The 17,298-nt window shown below is 67.4% G+C and carries 16 protein-coding genes; 12 read left to right on the top strand and 4 right to left on the bottom strand.

The annotated features are described in order from the left end of the window. The first annotated feature begins 63 nt into the window (after positions 1-63). From VAPA_RS16585 to mmsB, 5 genes are read left to right on the top strand one after another with little or no spacing between them, the layout of a single operon-like run. Positions 64-1,587 (top strand): CoA-acylating methylmalonate-semialdehyde dehydrogenase, encoded by a 1,524-nt coding sequence (locus VAPA_RS16585; protein WP_021007921.1) that lies wholly within the window; start codon positions 64-66, stop codon positions 1,585-1,587. Next, positions 1,584-1,973, top strand: coding sequence for a lysozyme inhibitor LprI family protein (locus VAPA_RS16580; RefSeq protein ID WP_021007920.1), 390 nt, complete (start codon positions 1,584-1,586; stop codon positions 1,971-1,973). Before VAPA_RS16585 ends, VAPA_RS16580 begins: the two co-directional genes overlap by 4 nt. Next, entirely contained in the window at positions 1,970-3,124 is a 1,155-nt protein-coding gene (locus tag VAPA_RS16575) for an acyl-CoA dehydrogenase family protein (protein ID WP_021007919.1), read from the top strand. Before VAPA_RS16580 ends, VAPA_RS16575 begins: the two co-directional genes overlap by 4 nt. Before the next feature lie 28 nt (positions 3,125-3,152). Beyond that, the gene (locus VAPA_RS16570) at positions 3,153-4,268 is read left to right on the top strand and encodes an enoyl-CoA hydratase/isomerase family protein (protein ID WP_021007918.1); all 1,116 of its coding nucleotides are present in this window, start codon (positions 3,153-3,155) and stop codon (positions 4,266-4,268) included. 32 nt (positions 4,269-4,300) lie between these two features. Next, positions 4,301-5,203: a 3-hydroxyisobutyrate dehydrogenase gene (gene mmsB, locus VAPA_RS16565; RefSeq protein WP_021007917.1), complete on the top strand. Its 903-nt coding sequence runs from the start codon at positions 4,301-4,303 to the stop codon at positions 5,201-5,203. Between the two features lie 12 nt (positions 5,204-5,215). Here the strand turns inward: mmsB and VAPA_RS34870 are convergent, their stop codons facing one another. Together VAPA_RS34870 and VAPA_RS16560 are read right to left on the bottom strand one after the other, a co-directional pair. Next, on the bottom strand, positions 5,216-5,371 hold the full coding sequence (locus VAPA_RS34870; protein WP_021007916.1) for a hypothetical protein: 156 nt from the start codon (positions 5,369-5,371) through the stop codon (positions 5,216-5,218). Continuing rightward, positions 5,343-6,635 carry an MFS transporter gene (locus VAPA_RS16560; RefSeq protein WP_021007915.1) on the bottom strand — a complete coding sequence of 431 codons (1,293 nt, stop codon included), beginning with the start codon at positions 6,633-6,635 and terminating at the stop codon, positions 5,343-5,345. Before VAPA_RS16560 ends, VAPA_RS34870 begins: the two co-directional genes overlap by 29 nt. A 161-nt stretch (positions 6,636-6,796) precedes the next feature. Here VAPA_RS16560 and gcvA point away from each other — a divergent pair, with 161 nt between their 5' ends. Continuing rightward, a complete protein-coding gene (gene gcvA, locus VAPA_RS16555; RefSeq protein ID WP_021007914.1) occupies positions 6,797-7,741 on the top strand; it encodes a transcriptional regulator GcvA in 945 nt (314 codons plus the stop codon). Here the strand turns inward: gcvA and VAPA_RS16550 are convergent. Beyond that, complete coding sequence (locus tag VAPA_RS16550) at positions 7,710-8,636, bottom strand: LysR family transcriptional regulator (protein WP_021007913.1); 927 nt, start codon at positions 8,634-8,636, stop codon at positions 7,710-7,712. The two genes, gcvA and VAPA_RS16550, sit on opposite strands and share 32 nt — an antisense overlap. A gap of 101 nt (positions 8,637-8,737) precedes the next feature. Here VAPA_RS16550 and metE point away from each other — a divergent pair, with 101 nt between their 5' ends. Beyond that, the gene (metE, locus tag VAPA_RS16545) at positions 8,738-11,083 is read left to right on the top strand and encodes a 5-methyltetrahydropteroyltriglutamate--homocysteine S-methyltransferase (RefSeq protein WP_021007912.1); all 2,346 of its coding nucleotides are present in this window, start codon (positions 8,738-8,740) and stop codon (positions 11,081-11,083) included. Positions 11,084-11,122: 39 nt separating this feature from the next. Continuing rightward, on the top strand, positions 11,123-11,989 hold the full coding sequence (locus VAPA_RS16540) for a hypothetical protein (protein WP_230558883.1): 867 nt from the start codon (positions 11,123-11,125) through the stop codon (positions 11,987-11,989). Here the strand turns inward: VAPA_RS16540 and VAPA_RS16535 are convergent. After that, on the bottom strand, positions 11,931-13,442 hold the full coding sequence (locus VAPA_RS16535) for a short-chain fatty acyl-CoA regulator family protein (protein WP_021007910.1): 1,512 nt from the start codon (positions 13,440-13,442) through the stop codon (positions 11,931-11,933). The genes VAPA_RS16540 and VAPA_RS16535 overlap by 59 nt on opposite strands. Positions 13,443-13,548: 106 nt before the next feature. On the opposite strand from VAPA_RS16535, the gene VAPA_RS16530 reads away from it, so the two are divergent. From VAPA_RS16530 to VAPA_RS16515, 4 genes are all read left to right on the top strand, one after another. Continuing rightward, complete coding sequence (locus VAPA_RS16530) at positions 13,549-13,962, top strand: acyl-CoA thioesterase (protein WP_041946140.1); 414 nt, start codon at positions 13,549-13,551, stop codon at positions 13,960-13,962. Further along, positions 13,959-15,125: a bifunctional 2-methylcitrate synthase/citrate synthase gene (gene prpC / locus VAPA_RS16525; protein WP_021007908.1), complete on the top strand. Its 1,167-nt coding sequence runs from the start codon at positions 13,959-13,961 to the stop codon at positions 15,123-15,125. The genes VAPA_RS16530 and prpC overlap by 4 nt, the downstream gene beginning before the upstream one ends. A gap of 46 nt (positions 15,126-15,171) precedes the next feature. Then, a complete protein-coding gene (locus tag VAPA_RS16520) occupies positions 15,172-16,626 on the top strand; it encodes a bifunctional 2-methylcitrate dehydratase/aconitate hydratase (RefSeq protein WP_021007907.1) in 1,455 nt (484 codons plus the stop codon). 254 nt (positions 16,627-16,880) lie between these two features. Beyond that, positions 16,881-17,222: a hypothetical protein gene (locus VAPA_RS16515; protein WP_021007906.1), complete on the top strand. Its 342-nt coding sequence runs from the start codon at positions 16,881-16,883 to the stop codon at positions 17,220-17,222. Positions 17,223-17,298: the final 76 nt, after the last annotated feature.

Below are 17,298 nucleotides of genomic sequence, written 5' to 3'. Positions count from 1 at the left end.
TGCAAAGCTAGGATGCGACTTGAACCTGCCATGCAGGCCCCGTATTCACAGGAGACAAAACCCATGGACGCCACCACCACCCCCAAGACCCAGGTCGCCACCGTCAAGCTGCTGATCGGCGGCAAGTTCGTCGAATCCAAGACCACCGAATGGCGCGACATCGTCAACCCGGCCACGCAGGAAGTGCTGGCCCGCGTGCCGTTTGCGACACAGGCTGAACTCGACGCCGCCGTGGCCTCCGCCAAGGACGCCTTCAAGACCTGGCGCAAGACGCCCCTCGGCGCGCGCGCCCGCATCTTTTTGAAGTACCAGCAGCTCATCCGCGAGAACATGGGCGAGCTGGCCGCCATTCTCACGGCCGAGCAGGGCAAGACGCTGCCCGACGCCGAAGGCGACGTGTTCCGCGGCCTCGAGGTGGTCGAGCACGCATCGAACATCGGCAACCTGCAGCTCGGCGAGCTGGCCAACAACGTGGCCAACGGGGTCGACACCTACACGCTGCTGCAGCCGCTGGGCGTGTGCGCCGGCATCACGCCGTTCAACTTCCCGGCCATGATTCCGCTGTGGATGTTCCCGATGGCCATCGTCACCGGCAACACCTTCGTGCTGAAGCCTTCCGAGCAAGACCCGATGGTCACCATGCGCCTCGCCGAACTGGCGCTCGAAGCCGGCATTCCGCCCGGCGTGCTGAACGTGGTGCATGGCGGCGAAGCCGTGGTCAACGGCATCTGCGACCACAAGGACATCAAGGCCATCAGCTTCGTCGGCTCGACCAAGGTCGGCACGCATGTCTACAACCGTGCCACGCTGGCCGGCAAGCGCGTGCAATGCATGATGGGCGCGAAGAACCACGCGATCGTGATGCCCGACGCCAACAAGGAGCAGACGCTCAACGCACTGGCAGGCGCCAGCTTCGGCGCGGCCGGCCAGCGCTGCATGGCGGTGTCGGTGGCGGTGCTGGTGGGCGAGGCGCGCAACTGGGTGCCCGAACTGATCGCCAAGGCCAGGACACTGAAGATCGGCGCCGGCACCGAGAAGGGCGTGGACGTGGGCCCGCTGGTTTCCTGCGCCGCCTACGAGCGCGTCAACGGCCTCATCGAGCGCGGTGTGGCCGACGGCGCCAAGCTCGAGCTCGACGGCCGCAAGCCCACCGTGCCGGGCTACGAGAAGGGCAACTTCGTGGGCCCGACGATCTTCTCGGGCGTGAAGCCCGGCATGACGATCTATGACCAGGAAGTGTTCGGCCCGGTGCTGTGCGTGGCCGACGCCGAGAACATCGACGAGGCCATCGAGCTGATCAACAGCAACCCGAACGGCAACGGCACGGCGATCTTCACGCAGTCGGGTGCCGCGGCGCGCCGCTTCCAGGAAGACATCGACGTGGGCCAGGTCGGCATCAACGTGCCGATTCCGGTGCCGGTCCCGATGTTCTCGTTCACCGGTTCGCGTGCGTCGAAGCTCGGCGACCTGGGGCCGTACGGCAAGCAGGTCATCATGTTCTACACGCAGACCAAGACCGTGACGGCACGCTGGTTCGACGACAGCACCGTCTCGCACGGCGTCAACACCACGATCAGTCTCAAGTGAGCCGCGCGTTCCGCGCTGTCGCGGCATCGGCCGTGCTGCTGCTCGCCGCCGGCGCGCATGCGGCCGATGATGCCAACCCGCTGGACTGCAGGCCCGACGGCAACCAGCAGCAGATGAACGCCTGCGCGGTGCGCGACTTTCGCGCCGCCGACGCCGCGCTCAACATCCGCTATGGCGAGGTGATGAAGACGCTCTCGCCGCAGCTGCGCGTCGCGCTGCGCACCGAGCAGCGCGCCTGGCTCAAGGGCCGCGACCCCTCTTGCAAGCGGGCCTCGAAAGCGAACGAAGGCGGCTCCATCTGGCCGCTGGTGTTCAATTCATGTCTGGAGAAATCGACCCGGCAACGGACTGCCGAACTGGATCGCTGGAAGGGGCGCGAACAATGAATTTCGAATTGTCCGAAGAGCAGAACGCCTTTGCGCAGAGCGCACGCGATTTTGCACAGGCCGAGTTCGCGCCCCATGCGGCACGGTGGGACGCGGAGGCCATCTTTCCGAAGGAGGCCATTGCCAAGGCCGGCGAGCTGGGCTTCTGCGGGCTCTATGCGCCCGAGCGCATCGGCGGGCTCGGCCTGCCGCGGCTCGATGCGGCACTGGTGTTCGAGGAGATGGCCGCGGTCGACCCCTCGACCACGGCCTTCATCACGATCCACAACATGGCGACCTGGATGCTCGGCACCTGGGCGACCGATGCAGTGGCGCAGCAGTGGGGCGAAGACCTCACGAGCGGGCGCAAGCTGGCTTCCTACTGCCTCACCGAGCCGGGCGCCGGGTCGGACGCGGGCTCGCTCAAGACGCGCGCCGAACTGCAGGGCGCCGAGTACGTGATCAACGGCGGCAAGGCCTTCATCTCCGGCGCGGGCGCGACCGACGTGCTGGTGCTCATGGCGCGCACGGGCGGCGGCGGCGCGGGCGGCATCTCGGCCTTCGCAGTGCCGGCCGATGCGCCGGGCGTGAGCTACGGCAAGAAAGAGCACAAGATGGGCTGGAACAGCCAGCCCACGCGCACCATCAACTTCGACAACGTGCGCGTGCCGGCCGAAAACCTGCTGGGCAAGGAAGGCGAGGGCTTTCGCATCGCGATGAAGGGGCTCGATGGCGGGCGCATCAACATCGCGACCTGCTCGGTGGGCGCGGCGCAGGGCGCGCTCGATGCGGCGCGCCGCTACCTGCACGAACGCCAGCAGTTCGGCAAGCCGATCGCGAGCTTCCAGGCCTTGCAGTTCAAGCTGGCCGACATGGCAACGGAGCTGGTCGCGGCGCGGCAGATGGTGCGGCTCGCGGCAAGCAAGCTCGATGCGGACCATGCCGATGCCAGCACGTACTGCGCCATGGCCAAGCGCTTTGCGACCGATGCGGGCTTCAATGTCTGCAACGACGCGCTGCAGCTGCACGGCGGCTACGGCTACCTGAGCGAGTTCCCGCTCGAGCGGCTGGTGCGCGATACCCGCGTGCACCAGATCCTCGAAGGCACCAACGAGATCATGCGTGTGATCGTTGCGCGAAAATTGCTCGAGGGCGACAGCGACATCCGCTGAAGCCCCGCATTCAGAACCTCTCAAGACAATGACCGACTCCGTAGTTCTCTTCGACGAAATCAAGACCGCCGGCGGCCAGCGCTTCGGCGTGGCCACCCTCAATGCCCCGGCCTCGCTCAACGCGCTTTCCGTGGACATGGTGCGCCTGCTCACGCCCAAGCTGCGCGAATGGGCCAAGGACGACGGCATCGTCGGCGTGCTGATGCAGGCGGCCGGCGAAAAGGCCTTCTGCGCCGGCGGCGACCTGCGCCAGCTGTATCAAACGCTGCTCGAATGCGGCCCCGCGCGCAACACCTACGCCGAAGACTTCTTCCGCGAGGAGTACGAGCTCGACTATCTGATCCACACCTTCCCCAAGCCATTTCTCTGCTGGGGCCACGGCATCGTGATGGGCGGCGGCGTGGGGCTCATGTCGGGCTGCTCGCACCGCGTGGTCACGGCGCAGAGCCGCATCGCCATGCCCGAGATCAGCATCGGGCTCTATCCCGACGTGGGCGGCAGCTGGTTCCTGCGCCGCACCCCCGGCCGCACGGGCCTGTTCCTGGCGCTCACGGCCGCCAATCTCAATGCGGCCGACGCCATCTTCTGCGGGCTGGCCGACGTGCTGGTGCCGCAAGAGCGCAAGGCCCAGGTGCTCGAAGCGATTGCCGCTGCGCACTGGCGCGGCGAGCAAAAGGCCGACCGTGCCGAGCTCTCGCGCATTCTTGCGCATGCCGGCGAAGGCGCCGAGATGCCGCCCTCGAAGGTGCGCGAGCACTACGACACCATCAACGCGCTGATGGCCGGCGACGACCTGCTCGACATCGCCAGGCGCCTGCGCAGCCTGCAGAGCGACGATGCCTGGCTGCAGTCCGCGTCCAGGACCTTTGCCAAGGGTGCTCCGAGCTCGGCGGCGCTGAGCTTCGAACTCTGGCAGCGCGTGCACCGCATGTCGCTGGCCGAGGTGTTCCGGCTCGAATACTGGGCCTCGCTCGGCTTCTGCGCGCACAAGGACTTTGCCGAGGGCATCCGCGCGGTGCTGATCGACAAGGACCGCAATCCGCGCTGGAACCCCGCCACCATCGAAGAGATCACGTCCGCCTTCATCGAGGACCACCTGCGCCCGCGCGGCGAGATGCCGGCGGAACTGGCTGCGCTGGCCTGAGCCTCTTCCACGAATACAACGGAGACAAGCAAATGAAAATCGCATTCATCGGACTCGGCCACATGGGCGGCCCCATGGCGCTGAACCTGCGCAAGGCGGGCTACGCGGTCAAGGCCTTCGACCTGTCGGACGAGGCCTGCAAGAAATACGCGGCCGAAGGCCTGGCCATCTCCACGTCGGCCGCCGAATCGGTGGCCGATGCCGACGTGGTCATCAGCATGCTGCCGGCCAGTGCGCACGTGGAAGGCCTGTTCCTCGGCAGCGGCGGCAGCAAGCCCGGCCTGCTCGACAGCATCCGTGCCGGCACGCTCGTGATCGACAGCAGCACCATCGCCGCCGCCACGTCGCGCAAGGTGGCCGAGGCGGCCGCCGCCAAGGGCATTGCAATGATCGATGCCCCGGTTTCCGGCGGCACGGGCGGCGCGATTGCGGGCACGCTGACCTTCATGGTCGGCGGCGAGGCCGACGACCTCGAACGCGCACGTCCCGTGCTCGAGAAGATGGGCGCCAACATCTTCCATGCAGGCGGCGTGGGCGCGGGCCAGACTGCAAAGATCTGCAACAACATGCTGCTCGGCATCCTGATGATCGGCACCTCGGAGGCCCTGGCGCTGGGCGTTGCCAACGGGCTCGATCCCAAGGTGCTGTCCGAAATCATGCGGCGCAGCTCCGGCGGCAACTGGGCCCTTGAAAAGTACAACCCGATGCCCGGCGTGATGGAAACAGCGCCCGCATCGAAGAACTACGCGGGCGGCTTCGGCACCGACCTGATGCTCAAGGACCTGGGCCTGGCGCAGGAAAACGCCACGGCCGTGCGCGCCGCAACGCCGCTGGGCGGGCTGGCGCGCAGCCTCTATGCGGCGCACAGCCTGGCGGGCCATGGCGCGCTGGATTTCTCGAGCGTGCTCAAGCTGCTGCAGAAGGCTTCTTCCTAGCCTCCCAGACTTCTAGCCGAACAAGGCGTCGTTGGCCCACAGAAGGCCCAGCACGCCCAGGAACAGCAGCAGGAACACCACCCACGCGCGCGTGAATGCCTGCGTCTCCGTGATCTCGACGGGAGCCGTTTCGGGCGGCTTAGGGGCGCTGGGCGTGTGTGGGTTCATTCCCGACTGTACCCCGCAGGCCCGGCCGTGCCCCCGTGCGTGCCTTCGACATGGCAACCAGGACCCCGGCCGCGACGAGATTGGCACCAATGCTGGCCAGGATCGGCAGCATGTAGCTGCGACTGAGGTCGAACGCAAAGCCCGCCGCGCTCGGGCCGACCAGGGTGCCGAAGGCCACGCTGGTGTACAGCACGCCCAGGATCGCGCCGATGCTGCGGCCGCCGAAACAGTCCATGACCAGCGCGGGCAGCAGCGCGACGAAGCCGCCGTAGAACGCGCCGTAGGCAAAAGCGAATGCGGCCAGCCCCCAGAACCCGCTGGACACCGCCCACACCACCAGCGAAAGCGCCATGCCGGCCGACATCAGCGGCAGCGCCGGTTGCCGGCCGAGCCGATCGGCCAGCCCGCCAAGGAAAAATCGCCCCGCGGTGCTGCCGATGCCGATGGCCCCGAGCAGCAGCACGGCCGAGCCGGGCGGCAGGCCGTGGTCGAGCGCGTAGGGAACCAGGTGGACGAAGGGAACGAACAGCCCGAACGAACTGATCAGGCACGCCGCATAGAGCCCGGCGAAGCGGCGCGACCTTATCGCGTCCCGCAACGTGGAGCCTGCGGGCACGGCTGACGGTGCTTGCGGCTGCGGCGGATCGCCGTCGGGCCCGAGCCCGCGATGGCGCGGATCGTCCTCGATCAGCAGCGCCATGCCGGCACCCACCACCACGGCCAGCACGCCCAGCGCCAGGTAGGCGTGGCGCCATCCCAGCGCCTCGATGAGGAGCGACGCCAGCGGCGGCATCACCAGCGTGCCCACGCCGATGCCGCTCACCGCCATCCCCGAGGCGAATCCGCGGCGCTTGACGAACCAGCGCTGCACCGCGCCCAGCACCGGCACATAGGACGCGCCGACGCCGAGCCCGACACCCACGCCGTAGGCGAGGCAGACCTGGTTCAGGCTCCGGGCCTGTCCCGCGGCGGCAAGGCCCAGGCCGACCAGCACCATGCCCGCGACCGCCAGCCGCCGCGCACCCCACCGGTCTGCGAGCGGGCCGCTGACCACGCCCAGCCCGAAGTAGAGAAAGCCCGCCAGCGAGAACACCAGCGATACGGATCCGCGCGAGGCGCCGAAATCGCGTTGCAGCGATTCAAGGAACGCGCTGAAGGTGTAGGCGCTGCCGAAGCCCACGAGGGTCACGGCGAAGGCGCCCGCAACCACGAACCAGCCGCGAAAGAGGCGTGTGCGCGGTGGTGGATGGGAGGAGGGGGTCAATGGAGGGGCTCCGGGTTTGCTCAGAATATCTATTGGATGGAGAATGAGTTCCGGCGCAGAAGAGTGGTTCTTCCTCCTGCACCGGTGTATGGATGCTCCTCTTTCCCGTGCAGCCTCGCAAACCAGGTTTTCTGAGGCGATCAGATCAGATTAACTAAACCATGGAACATCGGCTTCCACCGCTCAATGCCCTTCGCGCCTTCGAGGCGACCGCCCGTCACCTCTCGGTGAAGAACGCGGCCGACGAGCTGTGCGTCACCGCCGGTGCCGTGAGCCAGTTGATCAAGTCGCTGGAGCTGCATCTGGGCATTCCGCTCTTCCGGCGCGCGAACCGCGGCATCTTTCTTACCGATGCGGGGCAGGCCTACCTGCCGCCGGTGCGCAATGCCTTCCGGCAGATCAGCGACGCCACGCGCCGCATCGCCGTGCCCGCGGAGACCGGCATCCTCACGGTGAGCGCCACCCCGTTCTTCGCATCCGCGTGGCTGGTGCCGCGCCTGAAGGGCTTCCAGGATGCACATCCGGACATCGATCTGCAGGTGGTGAGCAGCACTGCACTGGCCGTTTTTTCGCGCGACGGCGTGGACGTCGCGATCCGCCATGGCCTCGGCCGCTATCCCGGCTTGAGCAGCCAGCGCGTGCTGACGGTGGAGATCGTTCCCGTTGCAACGCCGGCCCTGGTCAGGCAGCTCGGCAGGCCTGCATTGCCGTCCGATCTCACGCGCTGGCCGCGAGTGAACGATGCCGAGCGCAAGGCCTGGCAGCTGTGGTTCGAGGCGCAGGGCGTCGAAGACACGGGCCCGGCCCGCGGCCTGTCGTTCGACGATTCGGGCCTGCTGCTGAAGGCGGTGCTCGCAGGGCAGGGCGCGGCCCTGCTGCCCGCCGCGGTGGTGGCCGACGATCTGGCAGAGGGCCGGCTCGTCCAGCTCTCGGACCTGAGCTGGCTCGAAGACTTTGCCTACTACCTCGTCTGTCCGGAGAACAGCCGCGACCGGCCCAAGGTCGCGGCCTTTCGCGAATGGATCGTCGGCGAGGCCAGCAGAAAAACCACCAGGCCGCGCAAGAAGACTCCGGTCAAAGCAGCTCGATCCCGGGCAGGCTCTTGAAGCAGCTCTCGCGCGTGATGCGCACGAAGTCGGCCAGCCACGGCCGGCCGGACGTGCCCTGCGTGCAGGCCATGTAGAGCCACCCCGTCAGACCCTTGCTGCCCACGCGCCGCGCCGTGACATAGCCGCGGTCCAGATAGTTCTGCACCGCCCACAGCGGCAGGGTGGCCACGCCGCGGCCGCTGGCCACCAGCTGCAGCATCGCCACCGTGAGCTCGGTCGTGCGACGGTGCGCGGGCTCCACGCCGGCCGGTGCCAGCACCTGGCGCACGATGTCGAGCATCTCGTCGGGCACGGGGTAGGTGATCAGCGTCTGGTCGGCAAAGTGGCGCGCCGTGAGATGCGCCTTGGCCGTCAGCGCATGGTCGTTGGCGAGCAGCGCCACGATCTCGAAGCGGAACAGCGCGTGATAGTCCACGGTCTCGTCGGGGTCCTGCTCGGAGACGATGGCCACCTCGGCGCGGTTCTGCATCACCAGCGCGATCGGGTCGGGATGAAAGCCCGAGACGATGTCCAGCTCGATCTCGGGCCAGCGCTGGCGGAAGGCATCCATGGCCGGCATCAGCCAGTCGAAGCAGGTGTGGCACTCGACCACGATGCGCAGCTGCCCGCTGCGGCCCAGCGCCAGCCGCGCCACGTCGCGCTCCGCCTCCTCCACCAGCGGCAGCGCGGTATCGGCCAGCTGCAAAAGCCGCAGCCCGGTGGTGCTGAACTGCGGCGGCACCGACTTGCGCTCGAAGAGCTGCGCGCCGTAGCGGTCTTCGAGCAGCTTGACCTGATGCGACAGCGCCGACTGCGTGAGGTTCAGCAACTGCGCCGCGCGCACCAGGCTGCCGGTGTCGCGCAGCGCAATGAGCGTGCGCAGGTGGCGTATCTCGAGGATCGATTGCGACATGAATTTTATTCAAGTGAATGGGCAAAAGGTTTCGTTTGAATAATATTCCCCAAAGCCCGACCATTGCGGATTCTCAAGATACAGCGACCGGAATACCTGCAATGACCACCCGTACCCACATCCTCGGCTTTCCGCGCATGGGCGCCAACCGGGAACTCAAGTTCGCCCTCGAAAAGCACTGGCGCGGCGAGATCGACCGCGCTGCGCTGGAAGAAGTTGGCGAACAGCTGCGCGAGCGCCACTGGCAGGCCCAGCGCGATGCCGGGCTCGACTACGTGACCGTTGGCGACTTCGCCTGCTACGACCACGTGGCCAACCACATCCAGCTGCTCGGCTGCGAGCCGGAGCGCTTCGGCTTCAAGGGCGACGAGCCCGAGCTGTCGCGCTATTTCAAGATGGCGCGCGGCGTGGAAGACGAGGCTGGCCATGTGCACGACGCCAGCTGCAAGCACGGCGCAGAGGGAACTTTCGCGCTGGAGATGACCAAGTGGTTCGACACCAACTACCACTACCTCGTGCCCGAGTTCACCGCGGCCACGCAGTTCAGGCTGGCCTCGACGCGGCTCTTCGACGAGGTGGCGCAGGCGCAGCAGGCCGGCCATGCGGTCAAGGCCGTGCTGCTGGGGCCGCTGAGCTTCCTGTACCTCGGCAAGGAGAAGCAGGCGGGCTTCGACCGCTTCTCATTGCTCGATGCACTGCTGCCCGTCTATGAACAGGTGCTGAGCCGCCTCAAGCAGCAGGGCGTGGAATGGGTGCAGATCGACGAGCCCATCCTCGGGCTCGACCTGCCCGATGCCTGGCGCAACGCCTTCGAGCGCGCGTACTGGCAACTGGCCCGCAGCGCGCCCAAGCTGCTGCTGGCCACGTACTTCTCTCCGCTGTCGGACAACCTGCGCCTGGCCTGCCAGCTGCCGGTGGCCGGCCTGCACGTGGACGCCGTGCGCGCGCCGCAAGACCTGACCGGCGTGGCCGACTGGCTCGCGGCGCACAAGGTGCTGTCCGTCGGCATCGTCGATGGCCGCAACATCTGGCGCACCGACCCCGACGCGGCGCTGGCCACGCTGCGCCCGGTGGTCGACAAGAAGCGCGGAGAGCTCTGGATCGCGCCATCGTGCTCGCTGCTGCACGTGCCGTTCAGCCTGGCCGCGGAAGATAAGCTCGATGCGGAACTCAAGTCCTGGCTCGCCTTTGCCGTCGAGAAGCTGGACGAGCTGCGTGTATTGCGCGCCGTGCTCGACGGCGGCGAAGACTCGGTTGCCCAGGAGCTCGCGGCCGTCCGCGCCGCGGTGGCTGCACGGCGCAGCAGCCACCGCGTGCACCGTGCCGACGTGGCGCTGCGGCTCGCACGCAGCGTGGCCGGCGACGACCGGCGCGCATCCTCCTTCGGCCAGCGGCAGCAGGTGCAGCGCGCGCGCTTCGCATTCCCCGCGCTGCCCACCACCACCATCGGCTCTTTCCCGCAGACCACGGAGATCCGCGCCGCGCGCGCCGCCTTCAAGCGCGGCGAGCTCGATGCAACAGGCTACCGCGAGAAGATGCGCGCCGAAATCGCACTGGCCGTGCGCAAGCAGGAAGAACTGGGCATCGACGTGCTGGTGCACGGCGAGGCCGAGCGCAACGACATGGTCGAGTACTTCGGCGAACAGCTCGACGGCTTTGCCTTCACCGCCAACGGCTGGGTGCAGTCGTACGGCTCGCGCTGTGTCAAGCCGCCGGTCATCTTCGGCGACGTGGCGCGCCCCGCGCCGATGACGGTCGAATGGGCCGCCTATGCGCAGAGCCTCACGAAGCTGCCGATGAAGGGCATGCTGACCGGCCCCGTCACCATCCTGCAATGGTCCTTCGTGCGCAACGACCAGCCGCGCAGCACCACCTGCGAGCAGATCGCCTGGGCGATCCGCGACGAGGTGGTGGACCTCGAGGGCGCCGGCATCGGCATCATCCAGATCGACGAGCCCGCGATCCGCGAAGGCCTGCCGCTGCGCCGCGCCGGCTGGCCGGCCTACCTGAAGTCGGCCACGCGCGCCTTCCGCGTCAGCGCCTCGGGCGTGCGGGACGAGACGCAGATCCACACCCACATGTGCTATTCGGAGTTCAACGACATCCTGCCGGAGATCGCGGCCATGGACGCCGACGTGATCACCATCGAAACCAGCCGCTCCGACATGGAGCTGTTGCGGGGTTTCGGTGGCGAGAACAATGCCGGCGGCTTCCGCTACCCGAACGAGATCGGCCCCGGCGTGTACGACATCCACACGCCGCGCGTGCCCTCGGTGGACGAGATCGTGCGCCTGATGCGCAAGGCCGCCGGCGTCGTGCCGCTCGAGAACCTGTGGATCAACCCTGATTGCGGCCTGAAGACCCGCGGCTGGCCGGAGACCGAGGCCGCGCTGTCGAACATGGTTGCGGCCGCGAAGCTGCTGCGCAAGGAACTGGCGGCGGCCTGAAGCAGAGGGGCGGTCATGGAGGGCGCCAATAATGGCGCCATGCTTGCCTTTTCAGTTTCTTCGCGGCGCTTCTTTCCTGCGTCCCTTCTTCTCCTGCTGTCGCTGTTGTTCGCACCGGCCATGGGCTGGGCGCAAGACCGTGCACAGGCCCTGCTGCAATTCGAGGGCGTGCAGGCGCGCTACCAGGCAGCCTATGCGCCGGGTGCCGTGTCGCGCGATGCGCGCCAGCTGCTGGAGCCTGCCGACCAGGCCATTGCCGACAAGGCGCTCCAGGCGCTGGATGCGGCCGCTGCGCGGTCTTTCGACGTGGCCGCATCCGTTGCCGCCATCCAGCAGGAAGTGGCGGCTGCCGGCAAGGGCGGCGCGGCGCCGGGTGCGCAGGTGCAAGCCGCGGTGGCCCGGTTCTCGAAGCTGCGTGCCGACTACGCCGCAATGGCCGACGCGGGCAAGCAGGAGTTCTTCAACCGCGAACGCGCGAAGCCGGCCGATCCCGCACGCACGGAACTGCTCGAGCGCATGGCCGTGGCCGACACGCGCGAGGTCGACTTTTCCAGCCAGCTGCTGCTGAGTTCCATCGTCAAGCAACTGGCGCGCGGCAACGCCGGGCAGTTCACTTCGCTGCCGGACCGTACGCTCGACATGGCCGTCGACACGCTGTGGTCGCGCGGCATCACCTCGCCGCGCCCGCGCAACCTGCTGACGGTGGCGCGCGAGTTCGAAAGGCAGGTCACGCAGGCGCTGCTCGCGGCGCTGCCCGATGCGGACGTGGCCGCCTTGCTCGCCTGGCGCAACGACCCGCAGGCCGCGGCCGAGCGCGAAGCCCTGGTGGGCAGCTACCGCGCCGAGGTCAAGGGGAGCGGCGCCGTGGCGATCCGGACGCTGGTGCGCGGCTGGCCGCGTTCCTGACGGCGGTGCGTGCGGTGGCGTACCTGTCGGGCGCCGCGGCATAGGGCATGAAGCGGCTCTGGTTCTCGTCCACATCGAGCGGCCGGCCCACGAACGGAAAAGCGCGCTGCGGGCAGGCTTCGCGCTCGCACACCTTGCAGCCTGCGCCGATGGGGGTCGGCACGTCGGGGTCGCGCAGGTCCATGCCCTTGGAATAGACCAGCCGCGTGGCATGGCTGATGTCGCAGCCCAGGCCGATGGAGAAGGTCTTGTTGGGCGAGCCGTAGCCCCGATAGCCGTGCGACACCGTGCGCGCGATCCAGAGGTAGGCGCGGCCGTCGGGCATGCGCGCGTGCTGCGTCAGCACGCGGCCGGGCTGCGCGAAGGCTTCGTACACGTTCCACAGCGGGCAGGTGCCGCCTGTCTTCGAGAAGTGGAAGTGCGTGGCCGATTGCCGCTTCGAGATGTTGCCCGCGCGGTCGACGCGAATCAGGAAGAACGGAACGCCGCGCGCCTCGGGCCGCTGCAGCGAGCTCAGGCGGTGGCAGATGGTCTCGAAGCCCACGCCGAAGCGCCGCGCCAGCTGGTCGATGTCGTAGCGCAACTGCTCGGCCGCTTCAAGAAAGATGCCGTAGGGCAGCAGCAGGGCGGCGGCGAAGTAGTTGGCCAGGCCGATGCGCGCCAGTGAACGCGCGGTGTCGCTCGACAGCGGTGCCTCGGCGACGAGCTTGTCGATCATGCCGCCGAGTTCGAGGAACGCGAGCTGCGTCGCAAGCTGGAACGCGTGCTGGCCCGGCTCCAGATGGCGCGAGAGCCGCAGCACGCGCGTGGCCGGGTCGTAGCGGCGTTGCGCGCCGCCCTCATCGTCTTCCGCCGGAATCACTTGCACGGCGTGCGCTTCGAGCAGGCGATGCGCGAGCCGGTCGCCCGGATTGCCTTCGCGCAGCCGCCATTGCGCGGAGAAGGCCTCGGCGGCGTCGTCGAGCGGGGCGATGTGGTTCTGGTGTGCAAAGAAGAAGTCGCGCACCTCCTCGAAAGGCATCGGCCGCGCCTGCGGCATGCGTGCGAGATCACCGCGGCCGTCGCCGAGCTCGGCCGCCAGCGCTTCGAGCCGCTCCATGGCATCGCGGTGCCGCTGGTGCAGCGCCACCAGCGCGCGGCCCACGGCCGGCATCTGCGTGGCCACTTCGCGCAGCTCGGCGAGCGCGACGGCATCGCCGCCCGGGTTGTCGGCCAGCGCCTCGCGCAGGCTGGCAACGAGGCGCGCCTCTTCGTCTTCCGAGAAGGACTGGATATCGACGCCCAGCGTGGCATGCAGGCGCAGCAGCACCGGCACGGTGAGCGGCCGCTGGTTCTGCTCGATCTGGTTCAGGTAGCTGGGCGACAGGCCGAGCTGTTGTGCGAGCGCGAGCTGGCTCAGGCCGCGCTCTTCGCGCAGGCTTCGCAGCCGCACGCCCATGAAGGTCTTCTTCATCGTTGATCCGTTATTCGCAAAATTCGCAAATCGCGAGCGATCCGTTTGCAATCATTCGCCAATTCAGGTCTTCATTATGGGCGCGATGTTGCGTAAATTGCGAATCATGCAAAACGCACGCGGCACTGTCCGGTTGATCGAGGTGGTGTTTCCGGAACACACCAACCACTACGGCACCTTGTTCGGCGGTCAGGCGCTGCAGCTGCTGTCGAAGGCGGCGTTCCTGTCGGGCCGCAGCTTCGCGCGCAGCGACGTGGTGATGGCGCGCTGCGGCGAGGTGCTGTTCCATGCACCGGTGCGGCTGGGCAGCACGCTCGTGCTCGACACGCAGGTCTCGCGCGTGGGCCGCAGCTCGCTCACCGTGCGCGTGGCCGGCAGCGTGCAGGACGTGGCCACCGAGGCGCTCACGCGCGTGCTCGACGGCGAATTCGAGATGGTGGCGGTGGACGCCGCCGGACGACCGGTGCGGCTGGCGAGTCCGCCGTGCCTTCATGAAGAAACATTCGAGGAGACCGTATGACACTGACCATAGAGAACGCGCCCGCCGCCGGCTTCAAGCCGAAGAAATCCGTCGCGCTTTCGGGCGTGACCGCGGGCAACACCGCGCTGTGCACTGTGGGGCGCACCGGCAACGATCTGCATTACCGCGGCTACGACATCCTCGACATTGCCGATGTCTGCGAGTTCGAGGAAATCGCGCATCTGCTGGTGCATGGCAAGCTGCCCAGTGCTTGCGAGCTGCGCGCCTACAAGAGCCGCCTCAGGGCCATGCGCGGCCTGCCCGCGAGCGTGAAGGAGGCGCTGGAGCGCCTGCCCGCCAGCGCCCATCCGATGGACGTGATGCGCACGGGCGTCTCTGCGCTCGGCTGCGTGCTGCCCGAGAAGGACGACCATTCGCTGCCCGGCGCGCGCGACATCGCCGACCGGCTGATGGCATCGCTCGGCTCGATGCTGCTCTACTGGTACCACTGGTCCACGCAGGGGCGGCGCATCGAGGTCGAGACCGATGACGACTCGATCGGCGCGCACTTCCTGCACCTGCTGCATGGCCGCGCGCCATCGGCGAGCTGGGAGCGCGCGATGCACACCTCGCTCAATCTCTATGCGGAGCACGAGTTCAACGCCTCGACCTTCACCGCGCGCGTGGTGGCTGGCACGGGCTCCGACGTGTACTCGGCCATCACCGGTGCCATCGGCGCGCTGCGCGGGCCCAAGCACGGCGGCGCCAACGAGGTGGCCTTCGAGATCCAGAAGCGCTACGACACGCCCGATGAAGCCGAGGCCGACATCCGCCGCCGCGTGGAAGCCAAGGAAGTCGTCATCGGCTTCGGCCACCCGGTCTATACCGTGTCGGACCCGCGCAATGCGGTCATCAAGCGGGTCGCGAAGCAACTCTCCGACGAGGCCGGCTCCAGCCGCATGTACGACATTGCCGAGCGGATCGAAGCCGTGATGTGGAACGCGAAGAAGATGTTCCCGAACCTCGACTGGTTCAGTGCCGTGAGCTACCACATGCTCGGCGTGCCCACGGCCATGTTTACGCCGCTCTTCGTGATCGCGCGCACCAGCGGCTGGGCCGCGCACATCATCGAGCAGCGGCAGGACAACAAGATCATCCGACCCAGCGCCAACTACACCGGCCCGGAAGACCTCGTCTTCGTGCCGATCTCGGACCGCCGCTGAAGGCTTCCGCACAGTCCAGCACCGTTTACCGCAACAGAGAAGAACCATGTCCGCTCACATCAGCAACGTCCGCCCCGAACCCGACCAGGTGCTGGTCGACATCGTCGACTACGTGCTCGCCCACCAGAAGATCACCAGCGCGCTCGCCCATGAAACTGCGCGCCTTTGCCTGATCGACACGCTCGGCTGCGGCCTGGAGGCGCTGGAGTATCCGGCCTGCACCAAGCTGCTGGGCCCGGTCGTGCCCGGCACAGTGGTGCCGCATGGCGCGAAGGTGCCCGGCACGCCGTACCAGCTCGATCCCGTCCAGGCCGCTTTCAACATCGGCACGATGATCCGCTGGCTCGATTTCAACGACACCTGGCTCGCGGCCGAGTGGGGCCATCCGAGCGACAACCTCGGCGGCATCCTGGCCACGGCCGACTGGCTCAGCCGCAATGCGGTGGCCGCCGGGCGCAAGCCGCTCGTGATGCGCGACGTGCTCACCGCCATGATCCAGGCGCACGAGATCCAGGGCTGCCTGGCGCTGGAGAACTCGTTCAACAAGGTGGGGCTCGACCACGTGGTGCTGGTGAAGGTGGCCTCGACGGCCGTGGTGGGGCGCCTGATGGGGCTCTCGCGCGATGAGATCGTCAACGCCGTGTCGCTCGCATGGGTCGACGGGCAGAGCCTGCGCACCTACCGCCATGCGCCCAACACCGGCAGCCGCAAGAGCTGGGCCGCGGGCGACGCCACCAGCCGCGCGGTGCGCCTGGCGCTGATCGCAAAGACCGGCGAGATGGGCTACCCGGGCGTACTCACCGCGAAGACCTGGGGCTTCTACGACGTGCTGTTCAAGGGCCAGCCGTTCAAGTTCCAGCGGCCGTACGACAGCTATGTGATGGAGAACGTGCTGTTCAAGATCAGCTTTCCGGCAGAGTTCCACAGCCAGACGGCGGTGGAAGCGGGCATGGCGCTGCATGCGCAATTGCACAAGAGCGGCAAGACGGTGGACGACATCAGGAAGGTGACGATCCGCACGCACGAGGCCTGCATTCGCATCATCGACAAGAAGGGGCCGCTCGTCAACCCGGCCGACCGCGACCACTGCATCCAGTACATGGTGGCGGTGCCGATGATCTTCGGCCGCCTCACGGCCGCCGACTACGAGGACGGCATTGCGAGCGATCCGCGCATCGACGCGCTGCGCAGCAAGATCGTCTGCGTGGAAGATCCGCGCTTCACGGCCGATTATCACGACCCCGAGAAGCGCAGCATCGCCAACGCGCTGACCGTGGAGTTCAAGGACGGCACCAGCTTTGCGGAGGTGGCGGTCGAATACCCGATCGGCCACAGGCGCCGCCGCGCGGAAGGCATTCCGCTGCTCGAAGCCAAGTTCCGTACCAACCTGGCGCGCCGCTTCGCGCAGAAGCAGCAGCAGGCCATCCTCGACGTGTCGCTCGATGCGAAGAGGCTCGAGGCCATGCTGGTGCACGAGTATGTTGATCTCTATGCGGCCTGATCCGATGCAGTGGCTGGCATGCAACATGCATGGACCGTGTTGCGCGATACTCGCCGCCTCGGCGGACTTAGAGAAAAATACGCAGACTGAGCCGAATTTCTTCAGGAAAAGTGTGGACTTTGGCTCTCGCGTCAAAAAGTTCCCCGTCATTGTTTCAGTTTCATGAACACTGCGATTCGATTGGCTAGGGTTTTCCCTTGTCATCGTGGTGCAAACTTCAGGGCATCCAAAGTCCGATCAAGAAGGAAATTGAAATGAAGACCTCGAACATCCTCGCCGCCGCCGCCCTCTCCCTGCTCGCCGTTGCCGGCGCCCACGCAGAGACCTACGAAGGCGTGCAACCCCTGACCTCCGGCTACAGCCGCGTCGACGTGGCGCCGCAGGCCGCTGCCGCTGCCCGCGAAGGCAACGTCTACAGCGACGCCGCTTCGGCCACCGTCGCTCCCGTGCTGGCTGCCTCGGCCGACCGCGCCGCGGTTCGCAGCGAAGCCGTTGCCGCCGCGCATGCACCTGGCCAGAACCTGCGCCGCGAATCCTTCGCCGGCAGCGTGATCCCGTCGCAAGCTCGCAGCTTCACGCGCCAAGCTGGTCTGTAAAAAGGGCGGGCAGGAGAGAGACGGCGGCGCCAGGCCGCTTGCTCTCCCTCAAAAGACAAAAAGCCGGATGGCGCCC

Source organism: Variovorax paradoxus B4 (assembly GCF_000463015.1).
Lineage (GTDB): Bacteria > Pseudomonadota > Gammaproteobacteria > Burkholderiales > Burkholderiaceae_C > Variovorax > Variovorax paradoxus_E.
This window is presented reverse-complemented; position numbering and strand designations above follow the sequence as displayed.

What these genes read in the sequence shown, in the direction of transcription:
- VAPA_RS16585 (WP_021007921.1), top strand. Translation starts at nt 64, where the DNA reads ATGGACGCCACCACCACCCCCAAGACCCAGGTCGCCACCGTCAAGCTG.
- VAPA_RS16575 (WP_021007919.1), top strand. Translation starts at nt 1,970, where the DNA reads ATGAATTTCGAATTGTCCGAAGAGCAGAACGCCTTTGCGCAGAGCGCA.
- VAPA_RS16570 (WP_021007918.1), top strand. Translation starts at nt 3,153, where the DNA reads ATGACCGACTCCGTAGTTCTCTTCGACGAAATCAAGACCGCCGGCGGC.
- mmsB (WP_021007917.1), top strand. Translation starts at nt 4,301, where the DNA reads ATGAAAATCGCATTCATCGGACTCGGCCACATGGGCGGCCCCATGGCG.
- VAPA_RS34870 (WP_021007916.1), bottom strand. Translation starts at nt 5,371, where the DNA reads ATGAACCCACACACGCCCAGCGCCCCTAAGCCGCCCGAAACGGCTCCC.
- gcvA (WP_021007914.1), top strand. Translation starts at nt 6,797, where the DNA reads ATGGAACATCGGCTTCCACCGCTCAATGCCCTTCGCGCCTTCGAGGCG.
- VAPA_RS16550 (WP_021007913.1), bottom strand. Translation starts at nt 8,636, where the DNA reads ATGTCGCAATCGATCCTCGAGATACGCCACCTGCGCACGCTCATTGCG.
- metE (WP_021007912.1), top strand. Translation starts at nt 8,738, where the DNA reads ATGACCACCCGTACCCACATCCTCGGCTTTCCGCGCATGGGCGCCAAC.
- VAPA_RS16540 (WP_230558883.1), top strand. Translation starts at nt 11,123, where the DNA reads ATGCTTGCCTTTTCAGTTTCTTCGCGGCGCTTCTTTCCTGCGTCCCTT.
- VAPA_RS16535 (WP_021007910.1), bottom strand. Translation starts at nt 13,442, where the DNA reads ATGAAGAAGACCTTCATGGGCGTGCGGCTGCGAAGCCTGCGCGAAGAG.
- VAPA_RS16530 (WP_041946140.1), top strand. Translation starts at nt 13,549, where the DNA reads ATGCAAAACGCACGCGGCACTGTCCGGTTGATCGAGGTGGTGTTTCCG.
- prpC (WP_021007908.1), top strand. Translation starts at nt 13,959, where the DNA reads ATGACACTGACCATAGAGAACGCGCCCGCCGCCGGCTTCAAGCCGAAG.
- VAPA_RS16520 (WP_021007907.1), top strand. Translation starts at nt 15,172, where the DNA reads ATGTCCGCTCACATCAGCAACGTCCGCCCCGAACCCGACCAGGTGCTG.
- VAPA_RS16515 (WP_021007906.1), top strand. Translation starts at nt 16,881, where the DNA reads ATGAAGACCTCGAACATCCTCGCCGCCGCCGCCCTCTCCCTGCTCGCC.